The 21,184-nt window shown below is 39.3% G+C and carries 18 protein-coding genes; 12 read left to right on the top strand and 6 right to left on the bottom strand.

Annotation, left to right across the window (positions count from 1 at the left end; translation table 11 throughout):
* The first annotated feature begins 199 nt into the window (after positions 1-199).
* Positions 200-1,144, top strand: coding sequence for a helix-turn-helix transcriptional regulator (locus NFS18_RS14510; protein WP_251391445.1), 945 nt, complete (start codon positions 200-202; stop codon positions 1,142-1,144).
* A gap of 44 nt (positions 1,145-1,188) precedes the next feature.
* The gene (locus NFS18_RS14505) at positions 1,189-1,722 is read left to right on the top strand and encodes a prolyl-tRNA synthetase associated domain-containing protein (protein ID WP_251391443.1); all 534 of its coding nucleotides are present in this window, start codon (positions 1,189-1,191) and stop codon (positions 1,720-1,722) included.
* A gap of 180 nt (positions 1,723-1,902) precedes the next feature.
* On the opposite strand, the gene NFS18_RS14500 is transcribed toward NFS18_RS14505, so the two are convergent.
* Positions 1,903-2,988, bottom strand: coding sequence for a sugar kinase (locus NFS18_RS14500; protein ID WP_251391442.1), 1,086 nt, complete (start codon positions 2,986-2,988; stop codon positions 1,903-1,905).
* Between the two features lie 155 nt (positions 2,989-3,143).
* On the bottom strand, positions 3,144-4,337 hold the full coding sequence (locus NFS18_RS14495; RefSeq protein ID WP_251391440.1) for a CaiB/BaiF CoA transferase family protein: 1,194 nt from the start codon (positions 4,335-4,337) through the stop codon (positions 3,144-3,146).
* 229 nt (positions 4,338-4,566) lie between these two features.
* On the opposite strand from NFS18_RS14495, the gene NFS18_RS14490 reads away from it, so the two are divergent.
* The 4 genes from NFS18_RS14490 (at position 4,567) to NFS18_RS14475 (ending at position 9,603) form a co-directional block, all read left to right on the top strand.
* Positions 4,567-5,292 carry a GntR family transcriptional regulator gene (locus NFS18_RS14490; RefSeq protein WP_251391438.1) on the top strand — a complete coding sequence of 242 codons (726 nt, stop codon included), beginning with the start codon at positions 4,567-4,569 and terminating at the stop codon, positions 5,290-5,292.
* A complete protein-coding gene (locus NFS18_RS14485) occupies positions 5,293-6,744 on the top strand; it encodes a xylulokinase (protein ID WP_251391436.1) in 1,452 nt (483 codons plus the stop codon). It begins immediately after the preceding gene.
* A 145-nt stretch (positions 6,745-6,889) separates the two neighbouring features.
* Positions 6,890-7,900, top strand: a complete 1,011-nt coding sequence (locus tag NFS18_RS14480; protein WP_251391434.1) for a hotdog family protein — start codon at positions 6,890-6,892, stop codon at positions 7,898-7,900.
* 44 nt (positions 7,901-7,944) lie between these two features.
* Entirely contained in the window at positions 7,945-9,603 is a 1,659-nt protein-coding gene (locus NFS18_RS14475) for a thiamine pyrophosphate-binding protein (protein ID WP_251391432.1), read from the top strand.
* Between the two features lie 134 nt (positions 9,604-9,737).
* Here NFS18_RS14475 and NFS18_RS14470 read toward each other — a convergent pair whose 3' ends face one another.
* The 4 genes from NFS18_RS14470 to NFS18_RS14455 form a co-directional block, all read right to left on the bottom strand.
* Positions 9,738-10,427 carry a FadR/GntR family transcriptional regulator gene (locus tag NFS18_RS14470; protein ID WP_251391424.1) on the bottom strand — a complete coding sequence of 230 codons (690 nt, stop codon included), beginning with the start codon at positions 10,425-10,427 and terminating at the stop codon, positions 9,738-9,740.
* A gap of 293 nt (positions 10,428-10,720) precedes the next feature.
* Positions 10,721-11,413 (bottom strand): LrgB family protein, encoded by a 693-nt coding sequence (locus tag NFS18_RS14465; RefSeq protein ID WP_251391423.1) that lies wholly within the window; start codon positions 11,411-11,413, stop codon positions 10,721-10,723.
* Positions 11,410-11,820 carry a CidA/LrgA family protein gene (locus tag NFS18_RS14460; protein WP_251391421.1) on the bottom strand — a complete coding sequence of 137 codons (411 nt, stop codon included), beginning with the start codon at positions 11,818-11,820 and terminating at the stop codon, positions 11,410-11,412. The genes NFS18_RS14465 and NFS18_RS14460 overlap by 4 nt, the downstream gene beginning before the upstream one ends.
* Positions 11,821-11,825: 5 nt before the next feature.
* A complete protein-coding gene (locus NFS18_RS14455; protein WP_251391419.1) occupies positions 11,826-12,896 on the bottom strand; it encodes an iron-containing alcohol dehydrogenase in 1,071 nt (356 codons plus the stop codon).
* A gap of 271 nt (positions 12,897-13,167) precedes the next feature.
* Here NFS18_RS14455 and NFS18_RS14450 point away from each other — a divergent pair, with 271 nt between their 5' ends.
* The 6 genes from NFS18_RS14450 to NFS18_RS14425 all read left to right on the top strand — a co-directional run bounded on the left by NFS18_RS14450 (position 13,168) and on the right by NFS18_RS14425 (position 21,130).
* Positions 13,168-14,043, top strand: coding sequence for a dihydrodipicolinate synthase family protein (locus tag NFS18_RS14450; RefSeq protein ID WP_251391417.1), 876 nt, complete (start codon positions 13,168-13,170; stop codon positions 14,041-14,043).
* A gap of 84 nt (positions 14,044-14,127) precedes the next feature.
* On the top strand, positions 14,128-15,048 hold the full coding sequence (dapA, locus tag NFS18_RS14445) for a 4-hydroxy-tetrahydrodipicolinate synthase (protein WP_251391415.1): 921 nt from the start codon (positions 14,128-14,130) through the stop codon (positions 15,046-15,048).
* A 177-nt stretch (positions 15,049-15,225) separates the two neighbouring features.
* Positions 15,226-16,317 (top strand): iron-containing alcohol dehydrogenase family protein, encoded by a 1,092-nt coding sequence (locus NFS18_RS14440; RefSeq protein WP_251391413.1) that lies wholly within the window; start codon positions 15,226-15,228, stop codon positions 16,315-16,317.
* A 4-nt stretch (positions 16,318-16,321) separates the two neighbouring features.
* Entirely contained in the window at positions 16,322-19,375 is a 3,054-nt protein-coding gene (locus NFS18_RS14435) for a glycosyl hydrolase (protein ID WP_251391411.1), read from the top strand.
* Positions 19,376-19,391: 16 nt separating this feature from the next.
* Entirely contained in the window at positions 19,392-20,303 is a 912-nt protein-coding gene (locus tag NFS18_RS14430; RefSeq protein ID WP_251391410.1) for a carbohydrate ABC transporter permease, read from the top strand.
* On the top strand, positions 20,303-21,130 hold the full coding sequence (locus tag NFS18_RS14425) for a carbohydrate ABC transporter permease (RefSeq protein WP_251391407.1): 828 nt from the start codon (positions 20,303-20,305) through the stop codon (positions 21,128-21,130). The genes NFS18_RS14430 and NFS18_RS14425 overlap by 1 nt, the downstream gene beginning before the upstream one ends.
* The last annotated feature ends 54 nt before the right edge of the window (positions 21,131-21,184 follow it).

Below are 21,184 nucleotides of genomic sequence, written 5' to 3'. Positions count from 1 at the left end.
ATTTGTGCCTCGCCGCAGGCGATTTTAAATGCACAAATGCGGTTACTGTGCACAGCAGCAGGCTGTGAACAGTAACACGAAATCAACATTAGAGTCCGATTCTGTAAAAAGAATTGGGCTTTTTTAAATGCACGAGTTATAATAAAAGAAAGGGCAGATCATGGCTGTTTCGCAATTGAAGCTCAGAATGCTATATATCATGAAAATTTTATTAGAGAAGTCGGATGAGAGGCATACGCTGTCCGCAGCGGATATCAACAGTATGCTTCAGGCTTATGGTATGTCGGCAGACCGCAAGACTGTTTACAGTGATATTGAGACTTTACGGGAATTTCAGATTGACATTGTACAGGTAAAGGGCACAAACGTCGGGTATTACATCGGCAGAAGAGAGTTTGAGCTGCCGGAACTGAAGCTGCTTGTGGATGCAGTACAGTCTTCCAAATTTATTAGCCGGAAGAAGTCGGAGGAGCTGATTAAGAAACTGGAGAGTCTGACCAATGAATATGATGCCAGACTATTACAGAGAAATGTGTTTATTTATAATCGGCCGAAAACAGGAAATGAGACGATTTATTATAATGTGGATCAGATTCACACGGCGATACTGGAGAATAAGCAGATTACGTATCAATATGCGGAGTGGACTGTGCAGAAGAAGCTGGTTCCGAAACGGAACGGCGCGGTTTATACAGTGAGTCCGTGGTCGCTGACATGGGATGACCAGAATTATTATCTGATCGCATATGATGATGCGGCAGATGTTATCAAGCATTACCGGGTGGACAAAATGCAGCAGGTGCAGATTATTGAGAATACACGTGCCGGAAAAGAGCGTTTTCAGAACTTTGACCTGGCGGAGTTTGCGAAGAAGACGTTTGGCATGTATGGAGGACACGATGCTGAGGTAACACTGGTATGCAAAAATGAACTTGCAGGAGTCATTCTGGACAGATTTGGGAAAGGAACGATGCTGATCCCGCAGGATGAAGAACACTTCCGGGTACATATTCTGGTATCAGTGAGCCGCCAGTTCTTTGGCTGGACTGCGGGAATCGGCAAGGAGATGAAGATTGCCGGACCGGAGTCGGCAAAAGAAGAGTATAAGAAATATTTGCAAGAGATTTTGGAGGGATACTTGTAATAAAAATGTCGGTATAAAATTTAGATAAAAAAGGAGTAATAGTTATGCATTTGAAAAACGGAAGACCGGAATCTATAGAAAACAGATTAGAGAAGGAAATCCGGGTCTATGATTTTTTGGATTCACTTGGAGTGGAATATCAGCAGATCGATCATGAAGCTGCGATGACTATGGAAACCTGTAAGGAAATTAATAAGGCTATAGAAGCTGCAATCTGTAAAAATCTGCTGCTTTGCAATCGGCAGGAGACAGACTTTTATCTGCTTTTGATGCCTGGGGACAAGCCCTTCAAAACAAAGTTTTTGTCGGCACAGATAGGTTCTGCAAGATTATCATTTGCAAAAGCGGAAATTATGGAAGCATTTTTAGATATCACACCAGGTTCGCTGAGTGTGTTGGGATTGATGAATGACAAAGAAAACCGGGTACAGCTTCTCATAGATGAAGATGTATTGAAAGAAGAATACTTTGGATGCCATCCGTGTATCAATACCTCCAGCATTCGTTTTAAAACAGAAGACTTAGAAAAAATTCTCATTCCAGCATTAAAACATGAACCTCGATTAGTAAAATTATAACCTGTATTGTTTTCGGCTCGCAACATTAAAAATTAATAAAAATGCTCTCTGTATGGTGAATTACTGCTACTGCATTGTTTGAGGAGCGGGAGCATGTCTTATAGTTGCCATACAGAGAGCGTCTGTTTTGATATTATATCCTTTGTTAATCCCTATGCACTTGTTTTTCTATGCTTTTCCCTATCTTTTAATATCATAATTCATATTCATCAGATTACGGATGGTTGTCACGTCATCCGTTATATTGCCGTCTCCGTGGATCGTATGTTTGATCACACTGCTTGCAACAGCGAAATTAACCATATCAATTGGTTTGTAGTCGTTCATCATTGCGTAAATCAATCCGCTTGCAAATGCATCTCCGCCGCCCACACGGTCCAGAATGTTGAATGTAAATAGCTTACTTTCGTAAGTATGTCCCTGATACCACATGAATGCTTTCAGGCTGTTTTCACTTCCGCTGTGCGCATAGCGGACATGACGTCCGATACATTGAAGATTCGGATAGCGTTCTACAAACTGCTCAAAAATCTCATCCTGTTCTTCATAACTTGGCTGCAATGGCACACCGTCTTTGAAATCCCCTTTACTGTGGTCGTTTTCATCTTTAAAGAGATGGTAGGGCTCAATTCCAAGAAGGACGTTGACGTACGGAAGACATTTGGTACAGAAATCCCGCGCTTCATCCCATGTCCAGAGTGTACTGCGGAAATTACCATCGAAGCTGACTGTCAGTCCCATTTCCTGGGCGGTTTTCAGGCAGTCGATAATAAAACTGCGGCAATTCTCGCTGAGAGCCGGGGTAATCCCGCTTAGATGAAGCCATGTAAAGCCATCCAGGAGACACGGGATATCAACGGTACTGAAATCGTATTCTGAGAATGCACTGTGCTTGCGGTCATAGGTGACTTTGCTTGCACGGATTCCATATCCGGTTTCCAGATAGTAAGTTCCCAGACGGTGTGTTGGTGTTTGTTCCGGTGTGCTTAAAATAACCGGGGTACAGTGAACATCATTGCTTCTCAACATACGCACGGCACTTTTTCCGAGGCTGTTATTAGGAACGATAGTAAAAAATGTACTGTCAATTCCGAGGTTTGCCAGAGCAAGGGCAATGTTGGCTTCGCTTCCGCCGTAGCTTGCTTCAAATGAATTTGCCATACGGATTTTTTCGTAATTGGGCGGAGTCAGACGAAGCAGGATTTCACCGATGGTGATGAATTTGTCATCACTGTTGTTTGTCAGTAAAGGATTTTTGTTTTGCATAGGTTCTCCTTACTTATAATGAATCTTGCTCATAATCAATTACAGATTATGACGGGTTGGTAGTAACAAGTTTATTTTAGCCTGTTTATGAACAGATTACAACGGAAAAAGAGAGATTTTGTGATGACTATGGGGCAGGGGGGCGAGGTAACTTATTATATTAGCTTTTCTTTTGTCATTTGAGCAATTTCTTCTTCTGTATAATGAAGAAGATTATGATATATTTCATAATTTTGTGCGCCAAGACGAGGAGCGGAACATTGGATTGCGGGCGGTGTTTCTGACATTTTTAAAACAGGTCCCGTTGTTGTAATGTCACCCAGGTCAGCATCGTTTATTTTCTGGATCATATTACGGTGGATTAACTGCGGATCCCGTATCATTTCTTTGACAGAGTTCACTGGAGCGCAGGGGATATTATTTGCTTCACAGAGTGACATAATCTCAGTAAGGGTATGCTCAGAGGTCCATTGTGACACGAGTTGATCGCATTCTTCAATATGGTTTTTCCGCATGGATAAATTAGAAAAATCAGGATGTGACAGGTACATTTCATTGCCGCTTATCTTACAAAAAGAGGAAAAAGCAGTGTCCTGACCAGCGTGAATATACACCATTTTGTTATCAGCAGTATGGTAGAAGGAGGCAGGCCATGCAGCACGGTCTTGGTTTCCGTTTCGTGAGCATAAATCATTTAAAAGAAAATAGTTCATGATGGCAGAGTGTGTCAGTCCGCAGGCGCAGTCTAGAAGTGCAACATCAACTACTTGTCCTTTTCCGGTTTTTTCTCGGGCGTGGAGCGCGGAAAGAGTTCCGATCACACCATATAATCCCGCGCTTAAGTCACATACATAAGCTCCCATCATAACAGGAGGTTCGTCTGGAAAACCGGTCATATCCATCAGACCGCTTAATGACTGCGCAACTGCATCAAAACAGGGTCGGTTGGAATAAGGACCGTCCTGCCCAAAACCAGATATCCGGGTAATAATAAGACGTGGATTCATTTCTAAAAGTTTTTCAGGAGCAAGCCCCATTTTTTCAAGTGTTCCAGCTTTAAAATTCTCTACAAGCACATCTGCATCCTGAAGTAATTTATAGAGTATATCTAATGCCTTTGGATGCCTAAAGTTCAGAGTAATACTTTTTTTGCTGCGGTTGTGAGTCATGAAATAGGTAGATTCACCTTTATAAAAAGGCGCATATCCGCGTCCGATATCGCCGGAATCTTTTTTTTCTACTTTTATAACTTCTGCACCTAAGTCTCCCAAAATCATTGTACAGTGCGGCCCTGAAATTACTCTGGTGAGATCAATAACACGTATTCCTTTAAGAGCTCCGGTTGTCATAATATAAATCTCCTTTCAAAATTGTATTCTTATTGTATTTATTTATGGTTAAATTATAACAAAAAATGTACATAAATCAAGAATAGAATAAAAATAAAATAAAAAAGTTATATTGACATATAGGATATGAAAAGATATCATAAAATATATAGATACAAAACATAGACAAAATAAGAATTGTTTGTGTTTTGGGGAAGCGCGTGATAAAAATGACAATGGAGGAAGGAAGATGCAGAAAAAGTCGGGACCTTTATATTATAGAATTAAAGAAGATATTAAGGAAAGAATCGAAAATAATGAATTTACCAAAGGACAGGTGATGCCTACAGAAAAAGAGTTGTGTGAAGAGTATGGAGCGTGCAGAGTGACGATAAGGCGTGCGCTTGAGGAACTAATAGGGGAAGGGATTTTAGAAAGAGGATTTGGAAGAACCGCAACGGTAAAATGCGAGTTGGTTCCAAGAAGCATGAACAGTTTGAGTGGATTGTATGAGGAACTTAGCAAGTCGGGGATCAAGTGCTCAACTTTTATTTTGTCATCCACTGTTCAGCGTGCAGAGAGGGAATTATCAGCGAGAATGGGAATACAGGAAAATGAAGAAGTTCTCCGTTTGGAGCGGCTGCGCTATGCAAATGGAATTCCGCTGTGTTATCAAGAGATTTTCCTGAATGGCAGGATGTGTCATGGGTTGGAAATGAAAAATGGAGAAGTTTCATTATACAATATCTTAGAAAAAAAATATGGAATCCGCCTGAGTACAGCAGAACAGACTATCAAGGCAGTTGTGTCAGATTATCGGATTTCGGCAATGTTAGAATTACCAGAACAGACTTGTATGTTATATGTGATGCGAACTGCGTATGATGATAAAGGAACTTGTGTAGAATTTTCAAATACATATTATGTTTCGACCAGATATCAGTTGGATATGACATTGAAAAGAGAGGGATTGTAATTGAATCAATATGTTATTGTGGATATCGGTTCCGGTTCAATACGTGCGGCTGTTTTAAATGAAAAAATGCAGGTATTGGTATCTGAGCAGATAAAGAGGCAAATTAATATTTGTTTTGATGCAGAAGAGGAGTGGAAACAGGTTGACAGCCTTTTGAGGAAGGTTATTACTTCCGGACAGCATGGTGTTTCAAAAACTGCCATAAGAAGTATTGCGGTATCAGCGCTGCTTGGATGGGTGGGAGTAAATAAGGCAGGGAACCCAGTGACACCTTGCTATTCTTATATGTATCAAGAGATTTCAATGTATACAGAAATGTCAGAAAAATTAGAGGAAATGGAAAGCTTTCGGATATGCGGACGAAAGCCGGCGGCAGAATGGCCGGCTTTTCTGCTTGCAAAAATTAAAAAAGAGACTCCGGAGATATACCAGGAAATAGAGTGTCTGTTGACTATAAAAGATTATATGAATCTAAAATTAACTGGCATCATGGGAATGGACATAACAAGTGCAGGATATACATACTTATTTGATATACAAAGATGTGACTGGAGCAAAGAATTATTGCATTTTTTTGAAATTGATCCACGAAAGGTTCCGCAACTGTATCAGCCCTCAGAATATATCGGAAGAGTAACTACAGAACTACAAAAGATGTGGGGAGTTGATTCCGAAATTTTTGTCACGGAGGGAAGTGTGGATGGATCAACCGCAATATTGGGCGCTGGTGCATATAAACAGGGGATGGCAGTTAATGTGATGGGGACAACGGGGGTTTTCTTTCTGGCGGCAGATACAATACCGCATTGCCATGAGGATATTGTGATCAATCCACATGTAATTCCAGGTAAGTGGCTCATAGGAGGTCCTATGGGGATGTTTGGGGGAACTGTGGAATGGATAAAAATTCAGGCAGTAGGCGATGAGAGGTATGTAAAGAAGTTGACTGAAAGGTCGAAAGAAATACCTCCGGGAAACCATCAGATATGTGTTTTCCCGGCATTAACCGGAGAACGTACACCGTTCTGGAACCCTGAGTTTACGGGAGCGGTTGTTGGAATCCGGAGAGAACATGGTATGGAACATATTCTGCGGGGGATTATGGAGGCAGAAGGGTATACGTTACGGTGTATTCTGGAGATAGCAGAGGCAATGGGAGTCATTTGCAAAAATATCAGGGTAATAGGCGGAGGTGCTGTAAATGATACATGGATTCAAATTAAATCTGATATTACAGGGAAAATATTTGAAAGAGCGAAAATGATGGAAGCTACATTATATGGCAGTTTTTATCTTTGTCTGCTTGCAGAAGGAAAAAAGCTGAATGAACTGCCTGAAATTCAAATGGATTGTTCTTTTGAACCGGAAAAAGGCAATCAGAAAATATATGATAGCTTTTACAAACGTTATATGCTGATTCATAAAAAATTGAAGGAAATTTATAGTCTGTAAAATTTTTACCCTCGGAATAATGTATTGTTCCGGGGGATTTTTAATAGAAAATAATAATTGTATTAAAAATGACTGTTGACATAATGCGAAAAAGGGAATATATTAAAATTAGCATACAAAAAACATACAAAAAGGAGGATGGACAGTGGAAAAATATGTGGAAGTCTGGAGAGATCTTACAGACCCAAGGAGAGCTGAGTTTGTTATAGATTTAGAAGATGGACTGAAAGAGCCTGAATTTGATAATGTGAAGATTCCGGAATTTTTTGGACCGGTTAAAGAAAAAATTGATGATTACAAGGTGAAAAGATATGCATTTGAATTAGATGATTATCTCCCGTGGGCAATGCAAGAAGGCGGAAATCCTTTTGGTGACCGGCGAATTGCACAGGCAGCATTATTGACAAACGATATTGTTCAATTATTTACATTAGCATATCGTGGAAGCAAGGTGATAGGACTGCATACGGAAGCACAATTGTGGTTTGATAACCCGGCAATGCTGGATGAAATAGTTGAACTTAAGGGCGCATATACAGAAGCCTATGAAAAGAGAGGGCAGGGGTATGTTGTTTTAGAAGCAAAAGTAAAAGGTGAAGACGGCAGAAGCATTGTACGCTACCGAGGGGTTGAAATTTTGAAAACAAATCCGGGAAAAATTGCAGGAAGGGCATCTGCGGAAATAACAAAGGAAGGAAAGATAACAGGAGAAATTCCGGAAGGTGCGGAGTTTATTGACCATATTACTAAACAGACTAAAGTTGGGGATGTACTGACACCGTTGAAAAAGGTAATTACGGCTGAGCAGGCGGCTGTATTTTCAAGGGTAGGAGAATTTGTTACGAATATACATAATAACCTGGAAAAGGCGCGGGAAGGCAATCTTATGATTCCTATTGTTCAGGGGGCACAGTTTTTTTGTACGTTTTCAGAACTTTTGACCAGAGTATTTGGAGCTTCTTTTTTTACAAATGGATGGGTTAAAGCAAAGTTTATCTCTCCAGTTAAGGTCTTTGAGCCATTTGAGACGGGCGGGATCATAACGGAGATAAAAAAGTTAGAAGATGGAAGAAGGGCATATAAGTTGGAAATCTGGATTCGGCGTGCTTCAGATAAGCAATTGGCAGCAGTGGGATGGGCGAGTTGTGTGTGCTGACGAGAAGATGTATCTGTTATTAATAAGAAAGGCGGAAAATAAGAATGAAAGAAATGTATACAGGTGGTGAACTGGTTGTAAAAATGTTGGAAGAATTCGGTGCAAAAGTAGTATTTGGCGTTCCGGGGGGGCAGACTTTATATGTTACAGACCCGATGCAGGATACAAATATTCGTTTTGTGCATACGCGGCACGAAAATGGTGCAGCTTGCGCAGCTGATGGCTGGGGAAGACTGACAGGTGAGCCGGGGATATGTCTTGCAACTACCGGACCAGGAGCGACAAATTTAATTACTGGGATTGGCGGAGCATACAGAGATTCAAGTCCGGTAATTGCATTAGTGTTCCAAAATAAATTGCCTGATGCGGGGAAAGGAGATGCACAGGAAAGCGATCATGGAGCATTGTTTCAGAGCATATGTAAAAGGTATATTCCGGTGAGGGATGTGTCTACTGTACAGTGGGCAATGCGTGAAGCTTACAGAGTAGCAAAAACAGGTCGCCCGGGACCGGTAGTGGTAGATTTATATCGCGACGTAGTTGAAAATCAAAAGGCTGCATATATCCCCCAAGAAGTGGAACAGTACTGTGTACTGCCAAAATGTGAGCCGGCTGACGAGGTAATTGATCAAGCATTTCGGACTATTTCAAATAGCAGTAAAGTTTGCATATGGGTAGGAAATGGTGTGAAGATAGCAAAAGCAGCGGAAGAGGTAAAGGCTCTGTCGAGTGTGCTGCATGCTCCTGTTGTAACTACATATAATGGAATGGCAGTGATCGAGAGTGACTTTCCGAATTTAATCGGTCCCAGATCCCGCCATGGAAGCAGATTAGCAAAAAGGGCAATTGAAGAGGCAGAATGTGTTATTTTGATAGGCTCCAGTTTGACAGCAATTAGTACCAACCGTTGGGAAATAAAGGCGAAAAATATTGTTCAGTTTGATATTATAGCAGAAAATATAGGGCGTCATTATCCTGTAACCGTAGGAGTTGTAGGAGATGCAAAGCAGTCTCTTTGTAAACTGCAGAAACAAATTGTAAAAGAAAGATATGAAGGAAATAGAGAATATTTAGAGAGTCTTTTGAGTGAAAAGAAACAGTGGATGAAACAATTGTTGTCTGGAAAAGCGGTTGATAAAAACGCATCGCCTGTTCCGCCGCTGGCATTGCAGGCAGAATTACAGAAAGAGCTTAAGGAGAACAGCGTTTTTGTTGTAGATGCAGGAAATCCCGGCGCATGGACGCATATTACAGAATTCCCCAGAAATGTAACATACATGAAACCGGTGAATTATGGAAACATGGGATTTGCATTGGGAGCTTCCCTCGGATGTAAAGAGGCGTGTCCGGACAGAGAGGTTATTGCGCTGTTAGGCGATGGATCCCTGGGAATGACATTAGGAGATTTGGAAACAATTCAAAGAGAAAAGTCTAAGGTAATTGTTATCGTAGTAAATGATTCAGCATTTGGAAATATTAAGCAAGAAGAGTTGTTTAAAATGGGAGAAGACAGATATACTGGTGTTGATTTTCCTGATATTGATTATGTGGATGTGGCAAAGGCTTTTGGTATGGAAGGTATTATTGTCAGAAGGGCCGCAGAATTAAGTAATGCTTTTGAAAAGGCAAGAAAAAGCAATGGACCGTTTATGATCGAAGTGAAATTAGACGGCAGGTATAGTGTATGGCCGGAGGCAGTTTAGGGGTATGTAACTGTAAAGACAGTAATATATCTGTAATATAGAAGTGTACTTCACGGTACCTGTAAAAACAGAACAGGGAACGTGAAGTACACTTTTGTTTTGCAAAATACTATTGTACACAGATATAAAAGCAGTTATTTTCTTTCATGGCTGCTATGAATCATTGCCATGTCGCGGGAGGTAATATCTAAATGCTTTTTCATTTCATTTACTGCCAGTTCCGGATTATGGGTCTCAAAACAGAAAAGGATTCTGGCATGCGGCTCCATGGCATTCTTATATACGGAGCTGTTGGAAAAAGAGTCGCCACGGTAAATGCGGAATGCGTCAAGTATTTGTTTGTGTATATCAATTAGGAGGGGATTACTTGTACAATTAACAATTTCGTTGTGGAATAATTCATCCAGCATGATCATTTTAACCATATCGTGAATTTCATTTGCTTCTACAAATGCAGTATGTATTTCCCGGAGTTCTTGCAGCTGCTTTGGTGTACAGCGCTCTACTGCGAGACGGACAGAAAGTGTCTCTAACGCCATACGGACTTCCATAAAGTCATGAAATCTGGCGCCATCAGTTTTATAAGCAAATGAAGCAGGATTGGCAGCATTTTGTTTATAATTTGCTACAAATGCCCCCTTTCCGGGACGCATCTCTACAAAACCAAGAGCCTGCAAAACACGGAGCGCCTCCCGGACACATGTGCGGCTGACCTTGAGTTCTTTACATAATGCCATTTCAGTAGGCAGTTTTTCTTCTATTTGATATTCTCCGGATATGATCAGTTCTTTGATATTTGCGACTACAGAGTCAGTTATTGACATTCTTTGGATTTCTTTCATGGTTACTTTACCCTCAAATTTTCATAAAAATATTTATATTAAGTTCATTATATTATTTAAATTGCATATAAGCAAACAAAAAAATTCCAAAATATTCCAGACAAACAGGAATATGTTACTGTTCACACGGCATCTTGCACTGCGCTGCAAGGTGTCCGGCCAATGAAGTGATGACAGCGATATATCCAGCCCCTCGCCGAAGGCGGCTTAAAATGGGCTGGATACTGTTACTGGAGCACCCGTAGGGTGTGAACAGTAACAGGAATATTTTGCGTCTAGTATAGAGAAACTGTAAAGGAAGAAAAAAGTACTGTTATAATTCCTGCAAGTGAAATTGAGAGACTGCTTGCAGCGCCTGCAGCTGGATTTAATTCTAATGCCTTGGAAGTTCCGATTACATGAGATGCCGTGCCTATTCCGATGCCCTGTGCCAGCGGTTCAGTGATGTGGAATATCCGACATATACTTTCACCGATCATACTGCCGAGAACACCGGTAATTGCAATCACAAGTACCGTAATTGAAACGATACCGCCTAATTCTTCAGAAAGGCTAAGTCCGATTGCTGTAGTGACTGATTTCGGAAGAATGGTTATGAATTCAGTCCTGCTTAAGTGAAATGCAGAAGCAAGGAGGAAAATAAGAACAAGGTTTGTAATTACTCCGCTGACGATACCGATTAAAAGAGCAGTTAAATTGTTTCTAAGCAACGAAATCTGTTCATATAATGGGATGGCAAGGCATATGGTGGCAGGTGTAAGAAAAAAATGCAGAGTTTCATTTCCAGTCTGATAATCAGATGGAGTGATTTTCAGCAAGGTAATTAATACCAGCGAAAAAACGATTGCTGCTAATAAAGGATTAAATAGCGCGAAACGAAAGTGCTTTTTTAAACTTACACCGCCCCAGTATGATATAAAAGTAATCAGGACACAAAAACATGACGTGCTAAAAAGTCCGGTATTCATTTTTGAGATTCCCCCTTTGACATCATGTGATCGTTTTTGTGCTTCAAATGATACTGCGCTTTACCGTGTCTGATAAAGAACTGTGTTGTATGCCCAGCCACAATTATAACGGCAGCAGTTGTAGTTAAGATAATAATCATTAGTGGCATCCATAAATCATAAAAGAGATATCCGTTGAGTAAAAGTCCGGAAACAGCTGGTTCGACAAAGAGTATGGGCATGATATCCAGAAGAAACAGGCTGGTCTCCTTTATCTGTTCAAACTTTATGATTCCTAAAAGTAAGAGGATAAGCAACAAAAACATACCATATATTCCAGCAGGAACAGGAAAAGGCAAAAGATAATGACAGTATTCTCCAACGATTGTGATTGCAAGTATAATTGAAAATTGTTTTAAATATTTCATATGTGTTATAAAATCTCCTTTAATGAACATCTGAGACGGTTTTTTTCTAACTCTGTATGGATGTTACATTTTTCAGTGATTGTATTAAGATAAAATTCAAATGACTCAACAGTAGTTTCATAGTTCAGTTCTTTTAGAGTACATGGCATTTTCATCTCTTTCATGGCACAGCGGATTTTTTCTATGCATTCTGTTGAAAAACCATTGAAATGCATTTGAGCAAGTAAGCCTACAGCAACGATCTCACCATGTAAAAAGCGAGATGATTTCCTTGTGTTATATGTACGGATAAAATCATAAGTTGCGTGTGCGACAGCAAGTTGTCCGGAACCGTCAGCAAATCCGCTTACAATAGAAGTGTGAAGCAAATTTGTCAGAATGATATCATCCAACAGTGTACAAGCATGATAATTATTGTAAATGTCAGAATAGTTGCTGAGCAGAAAATCATAAATTCCTTTTGCATTTATAATTTGGATGTTTTCACGTAAATTACAGTTTGTGTAGGAAACTCCTTGTTTTTGATGAAGACTCTCAGGATACTTTGCTAATGAGTCAAGAATACCTGCTGCCAGTGTATGTAATGGGGCTGTAGCGATCAAATCACGATCTGCAATACAAACATCAATTTCTTTATTTAAGGTAACAGAAATATCTCGCTGCCCTTCGCTATTGTACATGATAGCAATCATAGAAGTAGCTACACAGGTTGCGACAGATGTAGGGATTGTTATGATAGGAAGCCCGGAAAATTTGGAAGCACATTTAACAGTGTCAATACATTTGCCGCCGCCTACAGCTACAAATACTGTGTAACCGTTTTTTAAAGCATGTGAGGCATATTCATCTGCACGTTCTGTTGTACATTCTCCTTGAAATTCTATTGTTTCAAACGTAATGTTTGAATTATCTAAATTTTTTTGCGCAAAAGAAAAGAATGTTTTTAAAGAAGCCGGACCTCCAATAAGCAAAGCCTTTCCTCCGAGACTCTGAATTTCTGCAGGGAGCAAAGGCAGAACGTTTTTGCCGTGAAAAAATTTGCCGCACCCAACTTTTAACGCTGAAATCTGATTCATGATTCAACCTCCTTTAAGATATAATTAGCAAAAACATTGTATGATGTCGTACAATATATTTTATCATACAATGAAGTGAAGATGATGTCAATTGAAATGAAAAAATAAAAGGATTATGAGCGATATATATAAAACAAAAGCACATTTTTTGGTAATAATAAACAAAAAGAGAGTTTCATGGAGAAGAAGTATTGACAAAGAAAATGGAAAGGAGTAAGTTAAAAACATGAAGTGTGACATCATACAATCATACAACAAAGGAGGAGCAAATGTGGAAGGAAAACTAAGAGGTATTATACCGCCGATTGTCACGCCGTTTAAAAAAAGCGGAGAAATTGATGAAACGTTATTAAAACGTGAGATGGAGATTTGCCTGGATGCCGGGGCAGACGGATTGAGTGTCGCGGGGAGTACAGGTGAGGGTCCGACATTAAATGATGAAGAGCTCGGTTATTTAATCCGGACTGCTAAATCTTTGCTGGGCAGTGATCAGTCGCTGGTATGTGGGATCATGCGGACATGTACAAGGGATGCTGTTAAAGCAGGACTTGCTGCTAAAGACGCCGGGGCAGACGCGATTATGGTAACCCCGACAGCGTACAATGTTTTAGTGCCAAATGAAGAAGGCATGTATGATTTTTATAGTACAATTTCAAAAGAAGTGAAGCTGCCTATAATCATTTATAATGTTGTTCCGCAAAACACGATCCAGGCGTCATTGTATAAACGTTTATTAGAAAACACTGAATATGTCAGGGGGATTAAACAGAGTGTAGGGGGGATTCAGGCTCTATATGAAGATATTATGGTATCAGAGAATCTTGGACATGTATATGCGGCAACCGATGAGATGATTTTTTCATGTTTTGAGTTGGGGGCAGCAGGGGCTATCAGTGCGATTCTTTCTGTTTTTCCGGAAGAATGCTGTAAAATGTGGCAGCTTTCAAAGGAAGGCAAACATACAGAAGGATTAGAAATTCAAAATTCATTGTATATGCGCTGGAAGTGTCTTGGAGGAAATCAATTTCCAATTCGGATGAAATATGCGCTTCATATTCTTGGAAGAGATGCTGGGTACTGCAGAAGCCCGATTACATATTTACCGGAAGAAGAAAAACAGATGATACGAGAAGCGTTTTTGAAATAGCAGGAGTAATACATAACTAATCAGACGATATAAAAAACAATAGAAACACCGATTATATAAAATGATAATGTGGAGGATAAAGAGATGAATAAATTTGTAGAAAAATACGGACAGATTTTACTGCCGCTTATTACACCGTATGATGAGAATGAGGAAGTAAATTATGATACATATACAGAACTGATTGAGTATTTAATCAAGAATGATTTATGTGATTCCTTAATTGTGACAGGGACAACGGGAGAAGCAAGCCTTCTTACATTTGAAGAAAGAGTAAAATTAATGGAAACTGCAGTGAAGGCAGCAGACGGCAGAAAACCGGTTATTGCAGGCACCGGGTGCGCATCTACTAAAGAAACAGTTGCATTAACTAAAGAGGCTGAAAAATTGGGGATCGAAACGTGCCTGATTGTGTGTCCATTCTATAATAAGCCAACACAGGAGGGCATTTATAATCATTTTAGGACAATTGCAGAAAATACCAGCTGCAATATTATGTTATATAATATTCCGATTTTTGTAGGAGTTAATATGGAAGCAGAGACTGTGGGGCGTCTGGCTGCACTTCCTAATATTGTCGGTGTGAAAGATGAAGCAGGTATTAATCCGACACAAGTTACAGATTTCTTTCTCGCAACAGAGCATATTGATTCAGATTTTGCAATTTACAACGGTGATGATGTAATGTTGCTGCCAACTATTGTACAGGGAGCAATGGGACTCGTAAGCGGAGGGGCACATATTTTTGGACATGAGATCCGCAAAATTTTCCAGTGTTTTGCAGATGGAAAAAATGACGAGGCAAAAGAATTGTTTGTTCCGATTTACCGTTTTTGCAAATCTACGGGGCAGAATGGAAGAATTTTGCCTAATTCTATTATGAGACCGGCAATTGAATTAGTTACAGGAATAAAACTGGGACCTGCAAGAAGTCCTTTGGCTCCGGCAACAGAGGAGGAAATGAAAGTAACTAAAAATGTACTTATGGAAATTGGGAAAATATAACAAAAATTATACAAAATGTACAAAGTTTATGTTGACATATCTAAAAACGAGGTATATTATATAAAAAAGATACAAAATAAATACAAAAACAAAATTGTAAAATAAAATATTGTATGTCTATTGTATGCAAATGAAAGGCGAAAAATTTTATTAAACAAATGAAATGAGGGAATGCGGATGGACGCAGCATATAAATTAGGTGCAGGCCGCTATATACAAATGCCGGGAGCCCTTACAGAGGCGGGGAATGAAATTTGCCGGTATGGGAAGTGCGTGTGGGTTGTTGGGGGACCCACGGCGCTTTCATTAACAAAAGAGTCGCTCAAAAAACAATTTCAAGAAAAAGGTATTATGTATGAGTTTTTGGAGTATAGCGGGTATACTACACAGACGATTACGGAATGTTACGCTGAATATGTTAGAAAACACAAGTTTGAAATTGTAGTGGGAGTAGGCGGCGGAAGGATAATGGATCTGGCAAAAGCGATTGCTCATATAGCAAGATTACCGGTTATTACGATTCCAACGTGCTCTGCGACCTGCGCAGCATATACCCCTATGAGTGTTATGTATGAAGCTGATGGTGCTGCAATTGGAACTGACGGAGGAAATTTCTATCATGATTATGAAGTGGCAGGAGTTATTGTCGATGAAGATATTATGGTACATCAGCCGCCGCGGTACGCAGCGGCAGGTATGCTGGATTCCATGGCGAAAGCGATAGAGATTCAGAATGGATGTCCAGGAGTTGATATGGAAAAGTCAGGGTTTGAAATATATACCGCTTATATTCTCTCAAAATATATTTATCGAATTCTAGAAGAAGGGTGTTCGGACATCTACCGGGATATAGAGCAGCACATTTTAAGCAAGAGAGTTCATAACTACTTATATATCAATTTTGTATTAACAGGGTTTATCAGCGGCAGTTCAAAGGCTCTGGGACAGACAGCCCTGGCACACGAGATGTATTATGCAGTGCGCAAGTATTTTACACAGGAATCAAAGAAATATCTGCATGGTGAAATAGTTGGCAGTTCGTTGATCCTTCAATTATGTTATAACCGGCAGGAAGAGCAGATTCCTGGATTTATCGAATTTATGAGAACTATGAATATGCCGGTAACACTACAGGAATTGGGAATACCAGAAACAAATGAAAATATAAAAAAAATATATTGCCATCTAAAGAATACAGAATTTGTAGATAAGTCCCCAGAAAACCTAGAGCAATTAAAAAAGGCAGTTTTTTCTATGTGCAGGAGGTGAAAGAATGCAGCTTTCAGAAAAAATGTTGAAAAATCCACCAAAAGAATACCGTGCAGTTCCATTCTGGTCTTGGAATGGAAAGCTAGAGGAACAAGAGCTGGCATGGCAGATACAGCAGATGAAAAATCAGGGACTTGGTGGATTTTTTATGCACGCAAGGGGAGGGCTTGAGACATCCTATATGAGTAAAGAATGGATGAAATGCATTCAGACATCCCTGGAAAGAGCAGAAGCGTATGATATGGAGGCGTGGTTATATGATGAAGAAGGCTGGCCAAGCGGGTTTGCAGGAGGAAGTGTGACATCGCTTGGGGAGTACTATCATATGCGGTGGATTGAACAAGAAGAATTATTTTTTGAAGAAATTGATGAAACAAAGAATATTTTGGGAATTTATAACAGAGACGGAATATATCTGGGAGCATCGAAAGCAGACATAGAGGGTACGGGAGAACAGTCGGTATTTTATGTTATATATGAGATGATCAATCCATATTATGTGGACGTTTTAAATCCAAAGGTGATTGAAAAGTTCATAGAGGTAACACATGAAATTTACAGGAAAGAATTTGGAGATGAGATTGGGCGAAGGATTCCGGGGTTTTTTACTGATGAGCCTCAGTTTGCAAAACTAAAAATACCATATTCGATCTGCTTACCTGAGGAATTTGAAAAGGAACATGGGTATGCTCTGACAGAAACATTTACAGCTCTCTTTAGAAAATGCAATGGATATCAGAAATATCGGTATGATTTTTGGAAAACAATTTCGCGAATGTACACGAATGGTTTTTGCAAAACAATTTTCAATTGGTGTGAAAAAAATAATTGTAAATTAACGGGGCATGTAATGAGAGAGGATTCGTTATTGCTGCAGATGCAGGCCACTGCAGGAGTGATGCCTTCTTATCAATATATGCATATGCCGGGGATTGACTGGCTTAGAAGACGAATTTCTTCTCCGCTGACACCGAAACAGGCGGGGAGCGTAGCCGCACAGCTTGGAAAAAAGTTTGTACTTTCTGAAATGTATGCTATGGTTGGCTGGGACTGTACATTGGAGGAATTGAAATGGATCGCACAGTGGCAATATGTAAATGGCGTTAATCGTATGTGCCAGCATTTGGAAAGTTATACAATTAAAGGAATAAGAAAGCGAGATTTCCCCCCCTCATTGTTTTACCAGCAGTCATTTTGGGAAGAATACAAAAAGTTTAATGACTATTTTGCAAGGCTGGGTATGATTTTAACACAGGGAACAGTGGAAACAGACGTCCTTCTGATTCATCCGATGAGAAGTGGATGGATATTGTACGATGGTTGTGAATCAGGAGAAATTGTAAAGTGGGGACAACGTTTTGAAAAATTATCTCAAACACTGGCTGATATGCATGTGGATCATCATTATGGAGATGAGACAATTATGCAGGATCATGGGAGTGTGGATGGAGATGCTGTCAAAATCGGTAAATGCTCATATAAAGTTATAATTTTGCCAGATATGCTTACTATTGGAAAAAATACACTGGACCTTCTCTTGAAATATGGAAAAAACGGTGGTGTGTTGATTTCTGCGGGAAAACTTCCGCAGTATGTAGAAGGGGAAGAAAACAGCCTGGAGTTAGAAGAACTAGCAAAATATGTGACATATTGTACACATGAAGAAATAAAGAGAACTGTTACGGAAATACAGGAATTTCCTGTCTCTGTTACGGAAAACGGGAAAGAAATTTCGGACATCCATTATCAATTGAGAAAAGACGGAGAAAACAGATATTTATATCTGGTGAATTTAAGTCAGGAAAGAAGGGCGCGGATCAAGATTACATTTCGTGGAAAATGGAACGTTAAATTCTATGATCCGTTGGATAATATGCTGCAAAATAAGGAGGTTATCTATGAAAATACTCCCTGTATGAGCATTGTAGAGGCAGACATCCATGAAGCTGAGAGCCTGGTGCTGTTTATTGAAAAAGCTATACCCGAACAGGAAAATGTGAACGGTATACAAAAAAATACAGAGAATAAAGACTGGGTAACACTTGGACTGGGGGGAAGATGGGATATACAGTCCAGTGATTGGAATTCATTGACGTTAGATTATTGTGAATACCGTATTGGTAATGGAATGTGGAAGGAAAAGATAAATACAATTCAGCTAATGGATATTTTGCTGGAAGAGAAAAAGTCTGTTCATGTATCATTAAAGTTTAAGTTTGAAATGAAGATAGAACCGCAGGTGTGCCAGACGTTATATCTCGTAACAGAGATACCGGATAAGCTTTTGGCCAAAATCAATGGAAAAGAAACAGAGATACCGGAAACAGGATGGTGGAAAGATAAGCAGTTCCGTAAATATGATATTCGATCCTTTTTGCAGAAAGGCTGGAATGAAATTATTCTTGAGATTGATTTTCGGCAGAAACAGAAAGTTTATGACATTCTTTTTGGAGAAAATGTACTTGAGACTGAACGCAATAAACTAACATTTGACACAGAAATTGAAAATATCTATCTTGTTGGAGATTTCGGTGTTTATTCCGAAGAGAAAATTCAGTATTCATGGAGAAAAGAAATCATATGCGACGGAGATTTTGTCATTGACAGAATGCCTGAAAAGCTTTACGGGGATGATTTTACGACACAGGGATTTTACTTTTTTGCAGGAAAATTGCGGATAAAGCAAAATCTATTTATACACGGCTATGATGATTCAGAAGGTGTTCAGATTATAGACTGTAAAAGAAAGAGGTATCGGCTGTGGTTTGAAAAAATAAACGCAATGTACGGCAGAATATATATAAATGGAAAATGTGTAAAAGATATTATGTGGCAGCCCTATGAATGTGATGTAACAGAGTATATCCATGAAGGTCATAATGAAGTTGAGATTGAATTATATGCATCTAATCGAAATTTACTTGGTCCGCATCATCATATAGACGGCGAGTTATATGCAGTCTGGCCGGCAGATTTTTCAGACACACCGCCTCCATTCAAGGCGGATAACAGAAAAGTATGGTCAGATAAATACCATTTTGTGAAATTTGGATTATAGAGGAGGTGCCGGACAGATGAGAAAAAAGAGAAAAGTATCAAAATTGGTGTTCTGGGAGGCTGTCAGAGGGTATCTATTTATTACGCCTGCGTTGGTGCTGCTGCTGGGGCTGTTGTTTATACCAATGATACAAGGTTTCACTTATAGCGTAACAGATTTTAATATACTGAAAAGCTGGGAATACAACTTTAATGGAATTGAAAATTTTAAAAAAATTTTTTCTAATGAAAATTTTGGGGTTATTCTTAAAAATGAAATCATTTTTGCTGTTGTAGTTACAAGTGTAACGGTTGTGATATCAATGCTTATTGCAATTTTTCTTAATAGTATCACCCGGTGTAAGAATATAGTTAGGGCGCTTGTATTCATGCCATGGGTATTACCTGAGGTCGTGGTCGGCGCTTTATGGAGATGGATTTTTGATGGAGAGAAGGGATTGGTAAATTCAGTATTGGTAGAATATTTACATATCTTACCCGATCATATTCAGTTCTTTTCTGAGGCAACTGCTTTAGCAACGGTGTGCTTTGTGTATATATGGCGGACATATCCATATGTAACTATTATGCTTTCGGCGGGATTACAGGGAATAGACCGCGGCTTATATGAAGCGGCAGCTATTGATGGGTGCAACGGAATAAAAATATTCTGGTATGTAACTATGCCGAATTTGAAATATGTATTGTCTATTTGTTCTCTAATGGCAATGATATGGACTATGAATGGATTTGGTATTATAAATATTCTGACAGCAGGAGGTCCGGGAGTGTCAAGTACGACATTGCCAATGGTAATTTATAAAACCGCTTTTCAGAAATTCAGATTTGGAGAGGCTTCAGCATATTCTGTAATTCAATTCTTTATTATTATGGCATTTGCATTGATTTATTTAAAAATCACAAAGGCAACAAGTGAGGAGGATGCGTAATGAATAAAAAAGTCATATTTGTTTTAAAAGGAATCGGACTTGTATTGATTTTATTTGTTGCATTATTTCCCTTGTTTTGGATGTTCATCACATCAGGTAAAACGATGACAGAGCTGTTGAAAATTCCGGTGACTTTATGGCCTGAGGATTTTACCTTTCAGTCTTATTACGAAGTATGGGTACAGAAGCCATTTCCGCAGTACATTGCAAATTCCTTGAAAATTGCAGTGGTGGCAACGGTTTTGGGAATGATAGTCTCTAGTATGGCGGCATATGGATTTGCAAAATTCAGATTTCCATTTAAAAGAGGAATTTTGATGTTTGTATTGGTTGCACAGATGTTTCCAAGTACATCGATTATTATTCCGCTCTTTTCAACCTATAGAAGTTATGGACTATACGACACACATGTAGGGCTCATGCTTTTATATACAACAATTAGTCTGGCATTTTCAGTATGGATGATGTATGGATACTTTAGAGGTGTGCCAAAAGAATTGGAAGAGGCTGCGCGTATTGACGGCTGCGGGGCATTGAAATCTTTCATCCATGTGATTCTTCCTATTTCTAAACCGGGTATTGCTGCAGTTGGTGTATATGCATTTATGTGTGCGTGGAATGAGTACTTGTATAGTCTGATTTTACTAACGAGTGAACAAAACTATACAATTTCGATTGGATTGTCTAGATTTATAACAGAGTTTGGAACCTATTGGAATCAGATGGGAGCAGCATCTATAATTGTAACCATTCCTACATTAGTAATATTTATACTTTTGGGTAAAAACTTGATCGAAGGTCTGACCGCAGGTGCGGTAAAAGGCTAAAGGATCTTATAAACAATGTATTTACGGATGAAAAAATCCGTCAGAGAACAAACG

It is taken from the genome of Mediterraneibacter agrestimuris, assembly GCF_943193195.1.
Classification (GTDB): Bacteria; Bacillota; Clostridia; order Lachnospirales; family Lachnospiraceae; genus Schaedlerella; species Schaedlerella agrestimuris.
The sequence above is the reverse complement of the archived record's forward strand: the minus strand, read 5'-3'. Positions and strand labels throughout refer to the sequence as shown.

Coding starts and splice junctions, on each gene's coding strand:
- NFS18_RS14455 (WP_251391419.1), bottom strand. CDS start 12,896: ATGAATCAGATTTCAGCGTTAAAAGTTGGGTGCGGCAAATTTTTTCAC.
- NFS18_RS14495 (WP_251391440.1), bottom strand. CDS start 4,337: ATGACAACCGGAGCTCTTAAAGGAATACGTGTTATTGATCTCACCAGA.
- NFS18_RS14500 (WP_251391442.1), bottom strand. CDS start 2,988: ATGCAAAACAAAAATCCTTTACTGACAAACAACAGTGATGACAAATTC.
- NFS18_RS14475 (WP_251391432.1), top strand. CDS start 7,945: ATGAAAGAAATGTATACAGGTGGTGAACTGGTTGTAAAAATGTTGGAA.
- NFS18_RS14425 (WP_251391407.1), top strand. CDS start 20,303: ATGAATAAAAAAGTCATATTTGTTTTAAAAGGAATCGGACTTGTATTG.
- NFS18_RS14505 (WP_251391443.1), top strand. CDS start 1,189: ATGCATTTGAAAAACGGAAGACCGGAATCTATAGAAAACAGATTAGAG.
- NFS18_RS14470 (WP_251391424.1), bottom strand. CDS start 10,427: ATGTCAATAACTGACTCTGTAGTCGCAAATATCAAAGAACTGATCATA.
- NFS18_RS14460 (WP_251391421.1), bottom strand. CDS start 11,820: ATGAAATATTTAAAACAATTTTCAATTATACTTGCAATCACAATCGTT.
- NFS18_RS14435 (WP_251391411.1), top strand. CDS start 16,322: ATGCAGCTTTCAGAAAAAATGTTGAAAAATCCACCAAAAGAATACCGT.
- NFS18_RS14465 (WP_251391423.1), bottom strand. CDS start 11,413: ATGAATACCGGACTTTTTAGCACGTCATGTTTTTGTGTCCTGATTACT.
- NFS18_RS14430 (WP_251391410.1), top strand. CDS start 19,392: ATGAGAAAAAAGAGAAAAGTATCAAAATTGGTGTTCTGGGAGGCTGTC.
- NFS18_RS14510 (WP_251391445.1), top strand. CDS start 200: ATGAAAATTTTATTAGAGAAGTCGGATGAGAGGCATACGCTGTCCGCA.
- NFS18_RS14440 (WP_251391413.1), top strand. CDS start 15,226: ATGGACGCAGCATATAAATTAGGTGCAGGCCGCTATATACAAATGCCG.
- dapA (WP_251391415.1), top strand. CDS start 14,128: ATGAATAAATTTGTAGAAAAATACGGACAGATTTTACTGCCGCTTATT.
- NFS18_RS14490 (WP_251391438.1), top strand. CDS start 4,567: ATGCAGAAAAAGTCGGGACCTTTATATTATAGAATTAAAGAAGATATT.